General features: G+C 32.9%; 16 protein-coding genes. 14 read left to right on the top strand and 2 right to left on the bottom strand.

Annotation, left to right across the window (positions count from 1 at the left end):
- The first annotated feature begins 53 nt into the window (after positions 1-53).
- The gene (locus RMO83_RS05755; RefSeq protein ID WP_310558722.1) at positions 54-1,637 is read left to right on the top strand and encodes a L,D-transpeptidase family protein; all 1,584 of its coding nucleotides are present in this window, start codon (positions 54-56) and stop codon (positions 1,635-1,637) included.
- Here the strand turns inward: RMO83_RS05755 and RMO83_RS05750 are convergent.
- On the bottom strand, positions 1,626-2,348 hold the full coding sequence (locus tag RMO83_RS05750) for a murein L,D-transpeptidase catalytic domain family protein (protein WP_310558721.1): 723 nt from the start codon (positions 2,346-2,348) through the stop codon (positions 1,626-1,628). The genes RMO83_RS05755 and RMO83_RS05750 overlap by 12 nt on opposite strands.
- Before the next feature lie 189 nt (positions 2,349-2,537).
- Here RMO83_RS05750 and RMO83_RS05745 point away from each other — a divergent pair, with 189 nt between their 5' ends.
- The 13 genes from RMO83_RS05745 (at position 2,538) to RMO83_RS05685 (ending at position 17,682) form a co-directional block, all read left to right on the top strand.
- Positions 2,538-4,967 (top strand): DUF5916 domain-containing protein, encoded by a 2,430-nt coding sequence (locus RMO83_RS05745; RefSeq protein WP_310558720.1) that lies wholly within the window; start codon positions 2,538-2,540, stop codon positions 4,965-4,967.
- Between the two features lie 221 nt (positions 4,968-5,188).
- Positions 5,189-6,706: a 2,3-bisphosphoglycerate-independent phosphoglycerate mutase gene (gene gpmI, locus RMO83_RS05740; RefSeq protein WP_310558719.1), complete on the top strand. Its 1,518-nt coding sequence runs from the start codon at positions 5,189-5,191 to the stop codon at positions 6,704-6,706.
- A 264-nt stretch (positions 6,707-6,970) separates the two neighbouring features.
- Positions 6,971-7,636 carry a hypothetical protein gene (locus RMO83_RS05735; protein WP_310558718.1) on the top strand — a complete coding sequence of 222 codons (666 nt, stop codon included), beginning with the start codon at positions 6,971-6,973 and terminating at the stop codon, positions 7,634-7,636.
- A gap of 48 nt (positions 7,637-7,684) precedes the next feature.
- Complete coding sequence (locus RMO83_RS05730) at positions 7,685-8,470, top strand: DUF2490 domain-containing protein (protein ID WP_310558717.1); 786 nt, start codon at positions 7,685-7,687, stop codon at positions 8,468-8,470.
- 40 nt (positions 8,471-8,510) lie between these two features.
- On the top strand, positions 8,511-9,308 hold the full coding sequence (locus tag RMO83_RS05725) for a Fic family protein (RefSeq protein WP_310558716.1): 798 nt from the start codon (positions 8,511-8,513) through the stop codon (positions 9,306-9,308).
- A gap of 176 nt (positions 9,309-9,484) precedes the next feature.
- Entirely contained in the window at positions 9,485-10,159 is a 675-nt protein-coding gene (locus RMO83_RS05720) for a TetR/AcrR family transcriptional regulator (RefSeq protein ID WP_310558715.1), read from the top strand.
- Between the two features lie 2 nt (positions 10,160-10,161).
- Positions 10,162-11,820: an ATP-binding cassette domain-containing protein gene (locus RMO83_RS05715; protein ID WP_310558714.1), complete on the top strand. Its 1,659-nt coding sequence runs from the start codon at positions 10,162-10,164 to the stop codon at positions 11,818-11,820.
- A gap of 6 nt (positions 11,821-11,826) precedes the next feature.
- Positions 11,827-13,185 carry a biotin/lipoyl-binding protein gene (locus RMO83_RS05710; protein WP_310558713.1) on the top strand — a complete coding sequence of 453 codons (1,359 nt, stop codon included), beginning with the start codon at positions 11,827-11,829 and terminating at the stop codon, positions 13,183-13,185.
- Positions 13,185-14,591 (top strand): TolC family protein, encoded by a 1,407-nt coding sequence (locus RMO83_RS05705; RefSeq protein ID WP_310558712.1) that lies wholly within the window; start codon positions 13,185-13,187, stop codon positions 14,589-14,591. Before RMO83_RS05710 ends, RMO83_RS05705 begins: the two co-directional genes overlap by 1 nt.
- Before the next feature lie 40 nt (positions 14,592-14,631).
- Entirely contained in the window at positions 14,632-15,450 is an 819-nt protein-coding gene (gene map / locus RMO83_RS05700; RefSeq protein WP_310558711.1) for a type I methionyl aminopeptidase, read from the top strand.
- Positions 15,451-15,520: 70 nt separating this feature from the next.
- Positions 15,521-15,895, top strand: a complete 375-nt coding sequence (locus RMO83_RS05695; protein WP_310558710.1) for a GxxExxY protein — start codon at positions 15,521-15,523, stop codon at positions 15,893-15,895.
- A 76-nt stretch (positions 15,896-15,971) separates the two neighbouring features.
- Complete coding sequence (locus RMO83_RS05690; protein WP_310558709.1) at positions 15,972-16,805, top strand: methyltransferase domain-containing protein; 834 nt, start codon at positions 15,972-15,974, stop codon at positions 16,803-16,805.
- 202 nt (positions 16,806-17,007) lie between these two features.
- Positions 17,008-17,682 (top strand): DedA family protein, encoded by a 675-nt coding sequence (locus tag RMO83_RS05685; protein ID WP_310558708.1) that lies wholly within the window; start codon positions 17,008-17,010, stop codon positions 17,680-17,682.
- Between the two features lie 67 nt (positions 17,683-17,749).
- On the opposite strand, the gene RMO83_RS05680 is transcribed toward RMO83_RS05685, so the two are convergent.
- A partial coding sequence (locus RMO83_RS05680) for an IS3 family transposase (RefSeq protein ID WP_310558707.1) occupies positions 17,750-17,854 on the bottom strand: 105 nt, incomplete at its 5' end.

The raw sequence follows: 17,854 nt of genomic DNA, 5'->3' as shown, positions 1-17,854 counted from the left end.
GTTTAAAAGGGTAGTTTTTGATTAAAATTTACCAAAACTAAAAAACACAAAAAATGAATAAATTTTTACTTTTTCTATTGGTTTTCACAGTTTTCAGTTGCGAAAAGGAACCGAAAAAAAAGAGTAGCGCTCCAATTCCTAAACTTATTCCGGTGATTATTGCCGATGGGAAGGCGGTGGAGATAGACAGTCTTTCACTAAAGCCTTTCGATAGTAAGGTGCTGAAAGAGTTTTATTTATTGTCGGCTTTTAAGTCGGTTTGGCAATCCAAAAACGATAGAAAAATTATTTTAAGCCAGCTTTTGAATTCCGATGAAGAAGGTCTAAATCCGGCTAATTATAATGTAAATAAGTTGCAGAAATTTGAAAAAAATTACGCCATTTTGAAAGACAAAGAAAGAGCAAATTATGATATTTTACTTACGCACAGCCTTCAAAAATACATTAAGCATTTGAGCAATGGACAATTAAATCCTTGGAATCTTTACAAAAATTGGGATTTAAAGAGGAATGCTTTAGATGTTAACGAAACCATAGCAACTATGATAAAAAGTGATTCGCTAACTTTTAAAATTGAACAATTAAAACCCAATCCTCTTGTTTATAAAAGTCTTAAAAAAGCGCTAAAAATCATTAATAGTTTTCCAAATGATGATTTTACATCAATTGTACTTGCAAACAAAATCGTCTTAAACGACACCAATCCATCCTTAATTGCCATTAAAAAAAGATTGATTTATTGGAAAGATATGGAACCAAAAGACAGTCTTTCTAACATTTACGACAGTGAAGCCAATGACGCGATGAAAAAATTTCAAATTCGTCACGGATTAGCTGCTGATGGAGTTATTGGAAAAGCAACTGTTGATGCGCTCAATTTTTCGAAAAAGAGACGAAAAGAGCAAATTGTTGCCAATCTAGAGCGTTGGAAATGGTTTCCAAAGGAAATGGGAAACGAATATGTGATTGTAAATATTCCTGATTATAAATTGATTTTAGTCAAAGATGGAGATACAATACGAACTCACAAAGTCGTCGTGGGAAGAGACAAAAGACCAACTCCAGTGCTATCGTCAAAATTATCTAATGTAGTTTTGAATCCTACTTGGACAGTTCCGCCAACAATAATAAGGGAAGATGTAATTCCCGCTATTTCAAGAAATCGAAATTATTTGGCTCAAACCAATATGACTGTTTATGACCGAAATGGAAAAGAAGTTTCTGCAAAAGACTGGAAACTTTCGAACGCAAATGGCTACCGTTATGTACAGAGTCCAGGCACTTTTAATTCATTAGGAATGGTAAAATTGATGTTTCCAAATCACTTTTCGATTTATTTACACGATACGAATCACAGAGATTTTTTCGGGAAACAAAAACGTTCGTTAAGTTCTGGTTGTGTTCGAGTTGAAAATCCATTAAAACTTGCGGAATATATACTTGCCGATGAGGTCAACTGGAATATAGAAAAAATTACGGAAACATTGGAAAGTAAAAAAACAAAATACATCAAAATAAAAGATGATGTTAAAGTTCACATTTTATATTGGACCGCTTGGAGCGAAAACAACAAATTGATTTTTAGAGACGACATTTACAATCTTGATACGGATTTGTATCAGAAATTAGGAAAATAAAGCAGAAATTTTTTCGAAACTTCTAGATGGATGGTATATGAAAAGGCAAGATTTGTCTTTTATCGTGCTGACAATTTCCTTTAAAGATTCTTCAGGAATCGCAGGACATCCTTGACTTCTTCCCAATCTTTTATTGTATTTTATGAAAGAATTTGAAACATAATTTGCGGCATGAATGACCACACCTCTTTCTCTTGCGTTATCGTTTACACCTTTTTCTAGACCGTCTAATTTGAGGGACATACCGTGTTTGCCATTGTAAGTTTCACCTGTAAGATAAAATCCCAAACTACTTTTAAAAGAGCTATTGGCATTCGAAAAACTGTTAGCAAATTCCTCACCAGTATTTCTTCCGTGTGCAACTAAGGAATTGTATAAAATAGTGTTGGTGGCCAAATCGATTACCCAAAGTCTTTTAACGTTAGATGACAAACTAAAATCGACTAAGGTCAAAATATCTTTTTGGACTAATCCTTTCTCTTTCAATGAATAAAAACCTTTCAGGGCTTCTTTAAAACTTTCAAGATTCGGTAAGGCAAAATGATTTGAATTTAAGTTGTTGTATAGGGTTACAATGTTTGAATCGGAACTTGGGATCGAAACACTTGCCACTTCTTTTTTTTCTGATTTTACAGGATTAGTAAAATTTGTTTTATTATAAAAGACAGAAAGTAGTAAAAACAATGACACAGGAAATATCTTATAAATCATTGAAACAGTTTAGATTAGAAATTAAATTTGGGTACGCAAATGTACAGTAGAAATATAAATTTTAATGTTAATTAAGAAAAAAATATGATTTTGTTATTTTTAATAGCATAAATCCGAGGTTTTAAAAATCACATTTCGCTTGCTTTTTGTGTTAATTGTACTATTTTTGCTCAACCATTATCTTAATTTATGCCGAAGTTTCAGTTTTTATTTGTACTTTTTTTTGTTTTTTTTAGTCTTAGCACTTCCAGCCAAAAAAAGAAACTTCAGGCTAAATATACTTCGGAGAATATTTCTATTGACGGCAAAATAAATGAAGAAGCGTGGAAAACTGCGGATATTGCTACTGATTTTATTATGTATGAACCCGACAATGGGAAGCCAATCAGCGACAGCAAAAAAACTAATGTAAAAGTCCTTTATGATAATAGTGCGGTTTATGTATCGGCAATATTATACGATGAAGAACCCAACAAAATTGCAAGAGAATTAACGAATAGAGATGAATTTGGTGTTGCCGATGTTTTTTCAGTTTTTATAAACGGAAATAATGATGGGCAGCAAAATTTTCGATTTTTTGTAAGTGCTGCTGGAGTTCAAATGGATTGTTTAGCAACAGAATCAGATGAAGATTTTAATTGGGATGCCATTTGGGATAGTGAAGTGAAACTTACCGATTTTGGTTGGGTTGTCGAAATAAAAATTCCTTATGCAGCATTGCGATTTTCGAATGGCACAAAGCAAACTTGGGGATTAAATTTTAGAAGAGATATTTTGCGAGGTGATTTTGATCAAGTATACACCTGGAATTTTGTTGATACAAAAATTGGAGCTGTAATTACTCAAGAAGGAATTCTAGAGGGAATAGAAAATATAAAAACGCCAACCCGTCTTTTCTTTATTCCTTATACTTCTGCTTATTATCAACAAGATGACTACGTTTCTGACAAGACTTTCAAAGCAGGTATGGATATCAAATACGGGATCAATGATGCCTTTACCCTCGACGCCATCTTAGTGCCTGATTTTGGGCAAACAAAATTCGACAACGCCATTCTTAATCTCGAGCCTTTCGAGCAGCAATTTGACGAAAATAGGTCATTTTTTACAGAAGCAGCCGATTTGTTTTCGAAAGGAAATCTCTTTTATTCGAGAAGAATTGGTGGCGAACCACATACCGAACCTACAGTAAATTCCAATGAAGAATTAACCGATTATCCAAGCTCTACTGATTTATTGAATGCTGTTAAAGTGTCTGGCAGAACAGAAAAAGGACTAGGCATCGGATTTTTGAATGCCATTACCGAAAAAACATTTGCCACATTAGAAAATACGGACACTGGCGAAACACGCAAAGAAATTATTGAGCCTTTAGTGAATTATAATGTTCTCGTTATGGATCAGCGCTTCAATCAAAATTCTTCAGTAACTTTGGTCAATACCAACACGGTTAGGAATGGAGATTTTCGCGACGCCAATGTTTCGGCATTAGTATTCGATTTAAATACCAAAGCCAATACTTATAAATTATCAGGCGATTTTAAATACAGTACAGTCAAGAATAACGATTTTTATACGCTTTTGAATAATGGATTAGAAAATTATGATGGTTTTAAAACCCAATTAAATTTTGCCAAAACAAGTGGAAAATATAGGTATTTGCTTGCTGGAAAATATTTGTCTGAATCATACGACGTTAATGACTTAGGAATTATTTTTATCAATAACTACCATTCTGCTTATGCAGAAATGAGTTATAGAATCATTAATCCAACCAAAATTTTTAACTCTTTCAAAGCTTCTCAAAATGTTAATTTAGAAATTCAAAACACAACTGGAAAATTTCAGGAAGCTTGGTATCAAGCCAAGTTTGCTGCCATTAATAAAAAAAATCAAACTTGGGAAGTGAAAGCGCAAGTAAGTCCATTTGATAGATATAATTTTTACGAACCCAGAGTATCTGGTATATATGTTTTTGTGCCACAAAGTATCCTTGGTTATTTGTACTTTGCGTCAAACGACAACAAAAAGTTTACTATAGATATTGATGGCTCAATTGAAAAATTTAACGAGCAAGGCAGAGCGATATACATGATTTCACCGGCAATCAGTAACCGTTTTAGTGATAAATTTTCATTGTCGTATAATCTAATCTATACAAGAAGAGTCAATGATCGTGGTTGGGTAGGATTTGTTGATGATGATGTCATTTTTGCGGAGCGCAACCGTGAAATTGTAGATCATTATTTTACAGGTAAATATTCGATTACCAATAAAATGTCTGTAAATCTTGTTGCAAGATACTATTGGTCGTATGCTGATAACCACGAATTTTTCACTCTCCAAGACGACGGCCATTTAGCTACTAATACAACTTATGACAAAAATAGAAATAGGAATTTCAATTCTTGGAACTTCGATTTATCCTATTCATGGTGGTTTGCTCCTGCAAGCGAAATCGCTATTTTATATAGAAATTATGCTACAGAAAGCACAAATGTTGTCGAAAAAAGTATCTCTACCAATCTCTCCAATGTGTTTGATGCTAATTTGACTAGTATATTTTCTATTAGTCTTCGCTACTATATCGACTATAATTCCCTGAAAAGGAAGCGATAATGCGCAATTCTAAATTTTCAAAATTTTTATATCGTACAAAATAATCTTCAAAAATTATGTTTTTTCAACATGGTTTTCGAAGATTTTTCATTGCATAAATTGAGAGGTTTTACAACAGATTTTTAAGTATTTGTTGTACTTCTATTTTTTATATATAATAGTAGTTTTGACGTACTTATATTTTTTTGGAAAGGGTTATCTTTGTATAAAAATTTATCAAAATGAGCAAAAAAGTAATCCTTATGATTCTCGACGGTTGGGGAAATTCTCCTGACCCTAAAGTTTCCGCAATAGACAATGCAAACATTCCTTTTATCAAAAGTTTATATACAAAATATCCTGTTGGACAACTTCGAACAGATGGTTTAAACGTAGGTTTGCCTGAAGGACAAATGGGAAATTCCGAAGTGGGACATATGAACCTTGGAGCTGGAAGAATTGTGTATCAAGATTTGGCCAAAATTAATTTGGCTGTAGCCAATAATTCAATGGCACAAGAACGAGTATTGGTTGACGCATTTCAATATGCCAAAGACAAAAACGTAAATCTTCACCTTCTTGGATTGGTTTCTGATGGTGGTGTGCATTCACATACTTCACATTTACGAGGTTTGATTGATGCAACTCAAGCTTTCGGATTGCAAAAAGTATTCGTTCACGCTTTTACAGATGGTCGTGATGTGGATCCAAAATCGGGAGCAACTTACATTCAAAATTTAGAAAATTATATTTCCAATACTTCGGCAAAAATTGCTTCGGTCGTGGGGAGATATTACGCAATGGACCGCGACAAACGTTGGGAAAGAGTAAAAATCGCCTACGATTTATTGGTAAACGGAACAGGAACTCCTTCAAAAGACGCTGTAAAAAGCATCAAAGAAAGTTATGAAAGTAATGTAACCGACGAATTTGTCAATCCTATTATTATGGTTGATAGCAATGATGAACCTTTGGCAACCATTAAAGAAAATGATGTTGTTGTTTTCTTTAATTTCAGAACCGATAGAGGTCGCGAATTGACCGAAACGCTTTCTCAAAAAGATTTTCACGAACAGAATATGCACAAACTCAATTTGTATTATGTTACGTTGACCAATTATGATGAAACCTATGACAACGTAAAAGTGGTTTACAACAAAGACAACGTTACTGAAACTCTTGGAGAAGTTTTAGAAAAAGCAAACAGAAAACAAATAAGAATCGCCGAAACCGAGAAATATCCTCACGTGACATTTTTCTTTTCTGGTGGAAGAGAATTGCCTTTTATTGGCGAAAGCCGAATCTTGAAAAATTCTCCGAAAGTAGCCACTTATGATTTGCAACCTGAAATGAGTGCTTTCGAATTAGCTGATGCTTTGGTTCCAGAATTGAATAAAGGCGAGGTTGATTTTGTTTGTCTTAATTTTGCCAATGGCGATATGGTGGGGCATACTGGTGTTATGAGTGCGGCAATACAAGCTTGTGAAGCGGTTGATAAATGTGTCGAAAAAGTGATAACTGCGGCTTTGGCCAATGATTACACCACGTTAATTATTGCCGATCACGGCAATTGCGAAACGATGATTAATCCTGATGGAAGTCCAAACACAGCACATACTACAAATCCTGTCCCCATTATTTTGGTTGACAAGGAATTGAAAACCATTCATGATGGTGTTTTAGGAGATTTAGCTCCTACGATTTTGGATTTAATGGGAATTGAAAAACCAGCTGTTATGACAAGGCATTCCCTTTTGTAACAGTTACTAATGAATTTATATAGCGAGTCCTGCAAATTTTTGCGGGACTCTTTTTTATTTACACTTTTCCTTAATTGCTTTATTTGTAACAATTGGACAGATGTATTGAAAATTCGAATATGGTAAAACTCATATTCTGAAAATATAAATAAAAGTTAAAATTTCATAATTAATAGTAATGCTATTATATTTGCATATATTTATATTAAATAAACAGACAAGCCGAACACTGTAAAAAAAGTAGGCAACTAAATAAATTTCATTATGAACGCAAAAAAAATATTTTTAGGTTTAGTTGTGGTAACAACTTTAGTGAGTTCTTGTAATCAAGTATCACAAAAAATTAGTGAGGAAAAAGATAAGATTGTTGCCCAAACCAACCAAGAGGTTCAAAAAGTAATTGATGAACTGGGATTGGTTTATGTTGAAGAAGGTGCGCAAACCATCATTACTTACGACGAAGTCAATGCGGCTCAGCAAGCTTGGTGCGATGCTTTAGTGAAAATCGGCACTTTACAAGAAGAGGGAGGAGACTACAAAGCATTTGCGGAGCAAGTTCTATCTGACGCCTATAACTATGACAATGGGAAAGTTTTTTTTAAGCCCACTTTAGCGTATGGATATCAAACGTTTAGAAACGACAAAAAAGGGGCTTTAGCCTATTTTATAGGGGGAGATCTGGAATATCCTAATGACAAAGGATTTGCTCTAACACCATGGGTAAAAGCGCGCTATGATAATGCAGGTAGCAATAATGAAGGAATTCAGATTTACGGATCAATCGCTATTACTATGGGTAACGTGTGGCTAACAGATAAGAATGGTAAAGAAGTTATGGTTGATAAAACTTGGGTTTTTAAAAAGGGAAAAGACGGAAAACTTAGAATTATTGTGCATAAGTCGTCATTGCCATATACACCTGTAAAGTAATTATAACTTGGGTTGAGCTTTTGCTCAGCCCATTATTTTTTTTCAATTATGAAATATAAATTATATTTATTTGTTGTTTTTGGCCTCTTAAACTTTGTTGTTACTGCTCAGAACACTAGGATAAATAATTATAACACTATAGGTTGGTATAATTATTTTGGAACTTTTAAATTGGATGATAAATTCGGTATTCATACAGAATATCAACTCAGGCGTGACAATACCATTTTAGACAAACAACAAGGATTATTGCGTCTAGGCATAAATTATCAATTAACTCCAAAAACACAATTCAGGTTAGGATATGCTTGGATTGAAACCTATCCTTATGGTGAAATTCCAATAAATGGATTTGGAAAAGAATTTACGGAGCATAGAGCTTTTCAAATGGTTACTCTAACTGATAAACTATTAATTTTAGATTTTTCACATCGATTTATGCTGGAACAAAGATGGGTAGGCAGATATTCAAACATAAATTTTTTAAGCGAAGATCAATTTCCTTTTTTGAACCGGTTTCGATACATGTTTAGACTGCAAGTTCCGCTGAAAGGGAAGTCAATAATCAACAAAACTCCTTACTTCGCAATCTACGATGAAATCCTCATCGGATTTGGCAAAAATGTCAATGAAAATATATTTGACCAAAACCGAGTTGGAATACTGCTTGGCTACAGGTTTGATAACACAGTTAGAGTCGAGGCTGGATACATTAATCAGATACTTCAATTGGGCAGAGAAGTTGACGGTCGAAATGTATTTCAGAATAATAACGGACTAATCATTAATGCTAATTTTAGTTTTGATTTATCAAAAAACAATACTGTTGACTAACACCTGTGATTTCATAAATTCAATCAATACAAATAATATTATGCAACTACTTCCTATAGAACTCATCGAGGTTAATCAAAATAAAATTAACGAAATTAATCGCATCGTTAAATCCATTTACAGATTGATTCTTTTTAGCAGATATCATTTAGACGATGATCTTTTAGATATTTATCTTGAAGGAATGCATAATTTCAAAGAACTACTGAGCATCAAAAATGCACAAATGGAAGCACAAAATGAAGATGAAGTGGTCGAATATTTAAAAAACTTAAAAATTGCACTTAACTTTGTTGTTGAAGAAATAATTCTGCACAATAATTTTGAAAAAGAAGTACAATTATTTCAGCTATTGAGATTAATTTCCCCAGAAACGAATAGCATTCATCCCAATAGTTATCGAAAAACGCTTGTTCAAGTTGGTGCTCATATCTGCCCCGAACCTGCACAATTGAATAGCTTAGTGTCTGAGTTGTTTTATAAAATAGATAATATTAAAACGCCAATTATTAAAGCAATTTACTTTCATCACGAATTAATAAGAATTCATCCTTTTGCCGACGGGAACGGCAGAATTACTAGGATTGCCAAAAACTGGATATTGATGTATGATTTATATCCGCCAATTTTTATTAATGATGCCAGTCAAAAATTAGAATACATAACAACATTGGGAAACAGTTTTAGAGAACTTTCGATAAATCCAAATCATTGGAATAAATTCACTGCTGAATTTTTTAATCAAGAACTCGATCGCTTACTCGTAAATGCAAATTTACTTTACGAAAGTGTAAATAAAATAGGCTTGTTTAGAGAAAGTCAAAAGGAGAAAAAATAACAAGCAACAAAAAAGCAATCAAATGCAGCTTGAAAAAATTGCTTTTGAATAGAACTTTTATAAATCAAAGATATTGATGAATCGTAATTAAAATTTAAAAAGTTACTATTTTATTAACATATAAAATTTCGATATCAAAAGTATTACTATTATTTTTGCAAACAAAATGTCGAAAAATGGATCAAATTATATCAAACATTAAAATTCAAGTCAACGATAAACTCTTTGTCAAAGACCCTGTGAGTTCTGCATTAGGAAAAAAAATTATCGAAGAGAGCATACTTTTAATTGACAGTATTGGTTTTGATGATTTTACCTTTAAAAAATTAGGTGAAAAAATTGGGTCGAATGAAAGTTCAATTTATCGTTATTTCGAAAACAAACATAAATTATTAGTGTATTTGTCTTCTTGGTATTGGAGCTGGATGGAGTACAGATTGGTTTTTGCTACAAATAATATTACAGATCCATTTGAAAAATTGCAAATTGCTATAACTATCGTAACTGAAAAAATCGAAGATGATTTTGATACGGAGTATATAAATGAATCTGTATTAAATACTATAATTATACAAGAATTTACAAAATCACTTCATACTAAAGAAGTTGATGAGGAAAACAAGCAAGGCTATTTTTTAATATACAAGAGATTAATTAATAGAATCATACTTATGGTCAATGAAGTTAATCCTGAATATCCTTATGCCAAAAGTTTAATTTCTTCTATAGTGGAAGGATCATTGCATCAACATTTTTTGATGAATCACCTTAAGACTATAACCAATTGTAATGAGACTAAAAAACCAACAGATTTCTACCTTCATTTAATTTCAACTTTATTAAAAAAATAGATATGAGTCCACTAAATCGCTATTATAATTTGTTACTTCTTGACAAAAAAGATATTTTGCAGCTATTTTTTTATGCTATTTTTGCAGGTTTGATCAGTCTTTCTTTGCCACTTGGAATCCAAGCCATTATTAATTTCATTCAATCCGGCAGAGTCAGTGTTTCTTGGGTTGTTTTAGTATTTCTTGTGGTTGTTGGCGTTGCACTTGTTGGGGTCTTGTCGATGATGCAACTTAGGATTACTGAAAATTTGCAACAAAAAATATTTATTAGGTCTTCTTTCGATTTTGCAGGAAGAATGCCCAGGATAAAGTTCGAGGAGTTGTATGGCTCATATCCCCCTGAATTGGCTAATCGTTTTTTCGACACAATGTCCATTCAAAAAGGAACTTCAAAACTGTTGATTGATTTTTCGGCAGCATTACTGCAAATTATTTTTGGTGTTTTACTTTTGTCGTTATATCATCCTTATTTCATTGTTTTCGGTTTTATGTTGCTTGTTTTGTTGTATTATATTTTTAAATACTCATACAATCCAGGATTAGAAACTAGTTTATTTGAATCTAAATACAAGTATAAAGTTGCGGCTTGGTTACAGGAAATGGCTCGAAATAATTTTAGTTTTAGAAATGAATTAAATTATGACTATGCCCTTCAAAAAAATGATTCACTAGTAAGCGAATATCTCAAGTACCGTGAAAAGCATTTTAACGTCGTTAAAAGACAATTTACACAATTAATAATTTTCAAAATAATTATAACCGCTAGTTTGCTTAGTATTGGCGGATATTTGGTTTTGTCACAAGAAATGAATATTGGACAATTTGTGGCTGCCGAAATTATTATTTTACTTGTAATTGGTTCAGTTGAAAAAATAATATTAGGACTTGAAACATTTTATGATGTATTAACTTCGGTAGAAAAAATAGGATTAATAACCGATATGAACCTTGAGGAAGAATCTGCAAAAGAATACAACAGTTGCTTTGCAGCGATATCATTAGAGATAGATAATTTGTATTTTAAATTTCCAGATTCTGATAAGAACATTCTTAAAAAAATAAACCTTCACATCAATCAATCCGAAAAAATTAGTATTGAAGGAAGAAACAGCTCTGGGAAAACGACCTTAATTCGTTTATTATCGGGATTAATTCAGCCTATATCCGGCACATTTTACATTAATGACGATACATTTCAAAAAATCGATTTAAAACAATATCGTTCTCAAATTGGAAGTATAGTGTATGGAGAAACTCCCTTTGAAGGAAGTATTGCAGATAATATAACGTTTAAAGATTCTAATATTACTCAAGAAGATATCAAATGGGCGATCGAAACCGTGCAATTGTCGTCTTTTATCAAAACACTTGCCGATGGATTGAATACTATTGTTTCTCCCGAAGGCAGCCAACTTTCTGCTTCTAATGCTCAAAAAATTCTTTTGGCAAGGAGTATTATTCATAAACCAAAAATATTATTTTATGAAGATCCAACAGATACTATGGATGAGAATGTGGCTAATGAAATTATCGATTTAATAACTGCTCCTGCAAATAAATGGACTATTATTGTTTCCTCGAAAAACCCATATTGGAAAACTAAGTGTACTCGAAATATAGTAATGGACAACGGACAAATTATTTTTGATTCTAAAAATTAAATTACGATGCTAAACATATCTGCACAGAATAGTCAATTCTCTAAAAAATTGGGTCAATATCAGACAATTAAAAATCTAGATAACAGACCGCATTACAAAATTTTAAATAAGATTATAGCCATAGTTTCGGTTTTTGGAGTTATAGTCCTTTTTCTACCTTGGACACAAAACATATCTGGTTCAGGATCGGTTACGACTTTAAAACCCAATCAAAGACCACAGACAATTCAGAGTGTCATTTCTGGGCGTATCGAAAAATGGTATGTAAAAGAAGGAGATTTTGTAAAGAAGGGTGACACAATTATGTTTATTTCCGAAATTAAAGAAGATTATTTTGATCCAAATCTTGTTCAAAATACTAAAAATCAAATAACAGCTAAAAAGTCAGCTTTAGAATCCTATAGTTTTAAAGTTGGAGCTTTATCTACCCAAATCCAATCCATTGAAAATGAAAAAAAGTTAAAAACGGAGCAGGCAATTAATAAAATAAAGCAGGCACGATTTAAAATAAAGAGCGATTCTATTGATCTTGTTGCAGTAAAAACACAAGTGAAAATAGCAAATACACAGTTTAATCGTGCAACGCAATTAAACAAAGAAGGTTTAAAACCGATGACTGATGTGGAAGAAAAGAGATTAAAATTGCAGGAGGTAGATGCCAAGATCATTACTCAGGAAAATAAATTATTAACGAGTAAAAATGAATACATCAATGCCAAAGTTGAAATAAACAGAATTGAAGCCGAATATGCAGAGAAAGTTTCGAAAGCTAGAAGCGATCAATTTACGGCTTTGAGTGATCAATATGATACCGAAGCACAGGTAAATAAACTAAAGAATCAATATGCCAATTACAGTATTCGAAACGGATTGTATTATATAAAAGCGGCACAGAACGGATATGTAAACAGAGCGATACAAGCAGGAATTGGTGAGACAATCAAAGAAGGTACTCCAATCGCCACTATAATGCCATCAACTTACGATATAGCAGTTGAAACCTTTATTAATCCAGTCGATTTGCCGTTGGTTAAAAAAGGAGAAAAAATTAGAGTTTGGTTTGACGGTTGGCCAACTATAGTTTTTTCGGGCTGGCCTGATATGTCATACGGAACCTTTGGAGGGGAGATTGTAGCTGTAGAAAATTTCATTAGCGAAAATGGAAAGTTTAGAGTACTTATAGCACCAGACAGTACCGCTGAAAAATGGCCTTCGCAAGTCAGAGTAGGTTCTGGCGCACAAACTATTGCACTACTTAATACTGTTCCAGTTTGGTTTGAAATCTGGCGAGTATTGAATGGTTTTCCACCAGATTATTACAAAAACAGTACAAAATCAACTAAAGAACCTAAAGAGAAAAAATAATGAAACGCATAATTCTCGCCTTTTTCTTGTTCAATTTTGTTGCATATTCTCAAACGACCGACCCCAAAACGAATGCTTTATCCAAAGAGTTCTCGTTTAATGAATATTTGGGTTATGTTAAAAAATTTCATCCTTTAGTAAAAAACGCTGATTTAGAAATTAATGCTGCACAAGCCAATCTAATGATGGCTAGAGGAGGTTTTGATCCGAAGATAGAAGTTGATTTCGATCAGAAACAATTCAAAAATCAGGAATATTATTCGATTTTAAATAGTAGTTTCAAAATACCAACTTGGTATGGCGTGGAAATTAAGGCGGGATTTGACAACACTGATGGTGTATATTTGGATCCCGAAAACAAAACGCCAACCCAAGGCTTGACTTCGCTTGGGATATCCGTTCCTTTAGGACAAGGACTTTTTATCAATCAAAGAATGGCCGACTTGAGAAAAGCGAAAATTCAACTTCAATTGAATCAAGCTGAAAGAAAACTAGAAGCTATTAAGGTTTTGTACGATGCAGCAGTCGCCTACTTTAACTGGAAAAGAAATTATGACGAAGTCAAGTTGTATGAGACCTATAATACTAATGCTCAAATTCGTTTCAAAGGAGTCAAAGAATTAATTAATCAAGGTGACAAACCCGCTATCGATAGCATTGAAGCTGGTATTATTTTAAAAAACAGATTGTTAAGTCTTGAAGATTCGCAATTGAAGTTATCAAAAGCCAAACTTGAACTTTCAAATTTTATGTGGATTGAAAACAGTATTCCTGTTGAACTTTCTGATTTTTTAATCCCAGAGGAAAAACTAGTACTAACAATACGAGAAACATTAAAAACAAATGATCTTCTTAATGCTGATTTTTCAATTATTAATCATCCCAAAATACTTTCATTAGAGCGAAAAATTGAAATTCTAGATGTTGACAAAAAATTGAAAGCTAATATGCTTTTGCCCAAAATAGATGTTGGATATTCTTACTTATCTGATCCTCGTTATTTTCAAGATTATAATTTCAACGATTATAAAGTAGGAATGAATTTTTATTTTCCACTATTCTTAAGAAAAGAAAGGGGAAGTTTAAAGTTAGCTAAATTTAAAATACAAGAAACTGAATTTGCTCTTAGCCTAGAGAAAGTGCAATTAAGCAATAAAATAAACGCACAAAAAATTGAAATAGAATCACTTATTAAACAAAGAAGTTTAATTGAAGGTTTAGTTAATGATAACCGTGCTATGTTGTTATCTGAAGAACGGTTGTTTACTTTTGGAGAAAGCTCGTTATTTTTGATAAACACTCGAGAAAATAATCTTGTAACTGCGCAATTAGCATCCATTTTACTTGAAAATCGGTTTCTAATATCCAACTCCGAACTTTTTAAAATAATGGCTAATCCTGATTAATAATTTTAAAATTGTATTTTTGCGATCAGAAAATTGAATTATGATTATCCAAAAGACAAGAGAGGAAATAGAATTAATGCGCGAAAGTGCCTTAATTGTTTCAAAAACCTTAGGAATGATAGCTTCTGAAATTAAAGAAGGAGTCACCACATTATATTTAGACAAAAAAGCAGAAGAATTCATTCGTGATCACGGAGCGGTTCCAAGTTTCCTCGGATTATATGGTTTCCCGAATTCACTATGCATGAGTCCCAATTCGCAAGTAGTGCACGGCATCCCAAATAATAAACCATTAGAAAGTGGCGACGTTATTTCAGTAGATTGCGGCGCTTTCAAAAATGGTTTTCACGGCGACCACGCTTATTCGTTCGAAATTGGTGAAGTGGTAGCGGAAACCAAAAAATTATTGCAGGTAACTAAGGAGTCACTCTACGTTGGAATCCGGGAATTCAAACTAGGAAATCGAGTAGAGGATGTTGGAAATGCCATTCAAAAATATACCGAAAGTCACGGATATGGTGTTGTTCGGGAACTTGTAGGTCACGGCTTGGGCCAAAAAATGCACGAAGACCCTGAAATGCCCAACTATGGCAAACGAGGTCGCGGAAAACTTTTCGTCGAAGGAATGGTTGTCGCCATTGAACCAATGATCAATATGGGAACCAAAAACATCAAGCAACACAAAGACGGTTGGACAATCACAACAGCCGATGGCAAACCCTCTGCACACTTTGAGCACGATGTAGCCATCATTGATGGAAAACCCGAATTGCTTTCGACTTTTGCTTATGTGTATCAAGCTTTAGGAATCGTGAGTAACGAGGAAGATGAGTTTAGAAAAGTGCCTTTTGTTATTTAGAAATTTTACACGAATTTCACGAATTAGCACGAATTAAAATCGATAAGAATTTCAGAAGCAATAAATTAATATGGATGACATTTATTTAAAAGAAGAATCATATACAATTATTGGTCTTTGTATGGAAGTTCATAGAATTCTTGGTAAAGGTCATAGCGAAGTGGTTTATAAGGATGCTTTGGAATATGAATTTAGAATTAATTCAATTCCTTTTGAAAGAGAGAGAAGCTATGAAATAGAATATAAGGAGATTATCTTACCTAGAAAATATGTCGCTGATTTTGTATTATATGGCGAAATTATATTCGAAGTAAAAGCGATTTCACAATTAACAAATAGTGATATTAGACAAACATTAAATTATTTGGCATCATCCAAAAATAAATTAGGTCTGTTATCCAATTTTGGAGAAGACAGCCTCAAATACAAACGAATTATTTTATAATCTCAAGTTAGTGAAATTCATTTTAAGCATCAATAATTTGTGCTAATTCGTGAAATTCGTGTCTAAATTTTACCCTATGAAATCAGCGTTCAAACTCATCCTCAATACCATTCCTCGTCCAATTTTAATTCGTCTGAGTTATGTAGCACGTCCCATCATTGCTTTTTCATTAAAAGGTGATAAATATACCGATCCAATTGACGGAAAAAGTTTCAAGTCGATGTTGCCGTATGGTTATGAAAAGCAGCGTAATAATGTGCTTTCGCCAAGTACACTTTCCTTAGAAAGACATCGCTTGTTGTGGTTGTATTTACAGGAACAAACTGATTTTTTTCAATCTGAACCCGTTTCAGATTCTCAAGTTTCAAATTCTAATCGAGTAAAGTTAAGAGATGCTGAAACAAATTCAGTATTAAAAGTATTGCATTTTGCTCCCGAACAAGCTTTTTATAAATTGTTTCGCAAGCAAAAAAACCTTGATTACACTACAACCGATTTGTTTTCGCCATTGGCCGATGTAAAAGCCGATATTTGTAATCTGCCTTTCGGAGACAACCAATATGATGTTATTCTTTGTAATCACGTCTTGGAACACATTCCTGATGATACCAAAGCGATGCAAGAATTGTATCGCGTTTTGAAACCGGGCGGAATGGCGATTCTTCAAATCCCACAAGATTTAAAAAGAGATGTGACATTTTCTGATGATACGATTACCGACCAAAAAGAGCGTGCTAAAATCTTTGGTCAATACGATCACGTACGCATTTATGGTCGTGATTATTTTGACAAACTGCGACGTATGGGCTTCACAGTTGTAGAAGAAGATTACACCAACAAAATCGCTCCAGAATTAGTAGAGAAATATTGTTTGGCCAAAGGCGAAATAATTCCTGTTTGTTTTAAATAAACGTGGTGTTAAAATAAATGAAAAATAGGATTTTGATTGAATAATTCCTTAAAAAAGGAAATCGTTTGACCTTTAGTGAAGAATTACAAGAGCCTATTTTTGTATTAAAAATTTATTAAAAAAACGCAAATCTACTGTCTATATAGTGCTGTTTTGCTAAATTATAATTACTTTCACAACCGAGAATTTTTAAAACATTGATATGAGTAATTTTGATTGGACACAACTAATAAATCCTGAGTTTTATATAAAGATGCAGTTTGGCGGGATAGAAATAGGGTTGTTTGTTATCCTTTTTATAATTTTTGCTGAAACCGGATTATTCGCAGGTTTTTTTCTTCCAGGAGACAGTTTGTTGTTTTTAGCTGGAATTTACAGTGTGTCATTGACTCAACAAATACCGGTAGGCAACGATTTTGCAAATGTCGTATTGCTGTCTTCTTTAGTATCTGTTGCAGGAATTTTTGGTAATATGGTAGGATATTGGTTTGGGGTAAAAGGCGGAACCTACTTATATAATAAAAAAGATACCTTTTGGTTTAAGGAAAAGTATCTTTTGCAGGCGAGAGATTTTTTCGATAAATATGGTGGAAAAGCGATAATTTTCGCAAGGTTTTTACCTATTTTCAGAACCTTTGCACCGATAGTTGCAGGAATTGCATCGATGGACAAAAAGAAGTTTATGTTCAACAACATTTTGGGATCTGTCCTGTGGTCTTTTAGTATGATTTTTGCTGGACATTATTTATCAGCTTTGTTTTTGGACAAATTCGGTATTGATTTGAAAAAACACATAGAATTTATCGTCATAGGAATTGTTCTCGTAACAACACTTCCCGTTTTATGGAAGTTGTTGAAAAAGAGAGTTCATATTTAAAATATTTTTTCACAAAAAAATCCGTTACCCATTTAGACTGAACCCAAAAGTTTGGACAAATTTATAATTAATTTTGATAATAATGAGTTCGATATTGTATCGGGCTCATTTTGTTTAAATTTGACTTGATTCTGTCATTATTGTAATAATTTATATATTCATTTATTTCCTT

Source organism: Flavobacterium sp. (assembly GCF_031423415.1).
Classification (GTDB): Bacteria; Bacteroidota; Bacteroidia; order Flavobacteriales; family Flavobacteriaceae; genus Flavobacterium.
Note: the sequence above shows the minus strand (reverse complement) of the source record. Positions and strands in the feature narration are given on the sequence as shown.

Coding starts and splice junctions, on each gene's coding strand:
- RMO83_RS05755 (WP_310558722.1), top strand. CDS start 54: ATGAATAAATTTTTACTTTTTCTATTGGTTTTCACAGTTTTCAGTTGC.
- RMO83_RS05750 (WP_310558721.1), bottom strand. CDS start 2,348: ATGATTTATAAGATATTTCCTGTGTCATTGTTTTTACTACTTTCTGTC.
- RMO83_RS05745 (WP_310558720.1), top strand. CDS start 2,538: ATGCCGAAGTTTCAGTTTTTATTTGTACTTTTTTTTGTTTTTTTTAGT.
- gpmI (WP_310558719.1), top strand. CDS start 5,189: ATGAGCAAAAAAGTAATCCTTATGATTCTCGACGGTTGGGGAAATTCT.
- RMO83_RS05735 (WP_310558718.1), top strand. CDS start 6,971: ATGAACGCAAAAAAAATATTTTTAGGTTTAGTTGTGGTAACAACTTTA.
- RMO83_RS05730 (WP_310558717.1), top strand. CDS start 7,685: ATGAAATATAAATTATATTTATTTGTTGTTTTTGGCCTCTTAAACTTT.
- RMO83_RS05725 (WP_310558716.1), top strand. CDS start 8,511: ATGCAACTACTTCCTATAGAACTCATCGAGGTTAATCAAAATAAAATT.
- RMO83_RS05720 (WP_310558715.1), top strand. CDS start 9,485: ATGGATCAAATTATATCAAACATTAAAATTCAAGTCAACGATAAACTC.
- RMO83_RS05715 (WP_310558714.1), top strand. CDS start 10,162: ATGAGTCCACTAAATCGCTATTATAATTTGTTACTTCTTGACAAAAAA.
- RMO83_RS05710 (WP_310558713.1), top strand. CDS start 11,827: ATGCTAAACATATCTGCACAGAATAGTCAATTCTCTAAAAAATTGGGT.
- RMO83_RS05705 (WP_310558712.1), top strand. CDS start 13,185: ATGAAACGCATAATTCTCGCCTTTTTCTTGTTCAATTTTGTTGCATAT.
- map (WP_310558711.1), top strand. CDS start 14,632: ATGATTATCCAAAAGACAAGAGAGGAAATAGAATTAATGCGCGAAAGT.
- RMO83_RS05695 (WP_310558710.1), top strand. CDS start 15,521: ATGGATGACATTTATTTAAAAGAAGAATCATATACAATTATTGGTCTT.
- RMO83_RS05690 (WP_310558709.1), top strand. CDS start 15,972: ATGAAATCAGCGTTCAAACTCATCCTCAATACCATTCCTCGTCCAATT.
- RMO83_RS05685 (WP_310558708.1), top strand. CDS start 17,008: ATGAGTAATTTTGATTGGACACAACTAATAAATCCTGAGTTTTATATA.